The 414-nt window shown below is 40.8% G+C and carries 1 protein-coding gene; it reads right to left on the bottom strand.

Annotated features, from left to right (window positions below):
* A partial coding sequence (locus tag NE473_RS30370) for a GTP-binding protein (RefSeq protein WP_256265573.1) occupies positions 1-398 on the bottom strand: 398 nt, incomplete at its 3' end.
* Positions 399-414: the final 16 nt, after the last annotated feature.

Below are 414 nucleotides of genomic sequence, written 5' to 3'. Positions count from 1 at the left end.
TCTTGGTCAATTTTATTGATGAAAAAAATTGTCGGAATCTTCATTGTCTGTAGTGCATGAAACAGTATGCGGGTCTGTGCCTGTATGCCATCCTTTGCAGAAACTAATAATACTGCTCCGTCTAATACGGATAAAGAACGGTATACTTCCGCCAAAAAATCCATATGGCCTGGCGTATCTATAATGTTGACTTTTACATCCTCCCACTGAAAAGATGCCACTGCTGTCTGGATAGTGATTCCCCTTTGACGCTCCAAATTCATTGTATCTGTCCTTGTTGTGCCTTTATCTACGCTCCCTAGTTCTGCAATTGCACCACTGGTATACAATAAACTCTCCGTTAAGGTTGTCTTTCCTGCGTCAACGTGAGCCAGAATGCCTAAGTTAATTATTTTCATGTGATTTTCCTCCTAT

Source organism: Hungatella sp. SL.1.14 (assembly GCF_024460495.1).
Lineage (GTDB): Bacteria > Bacillota > Clostridia > Lachnospirales > Lachnospiraceae > Hungatella > Hungatella hathewayi.
The sequence above is the reverse complement of the archived record's forward strand: the minus strand, read 5'-3'. Positions and strand labels throughout refer to the sequence as shown.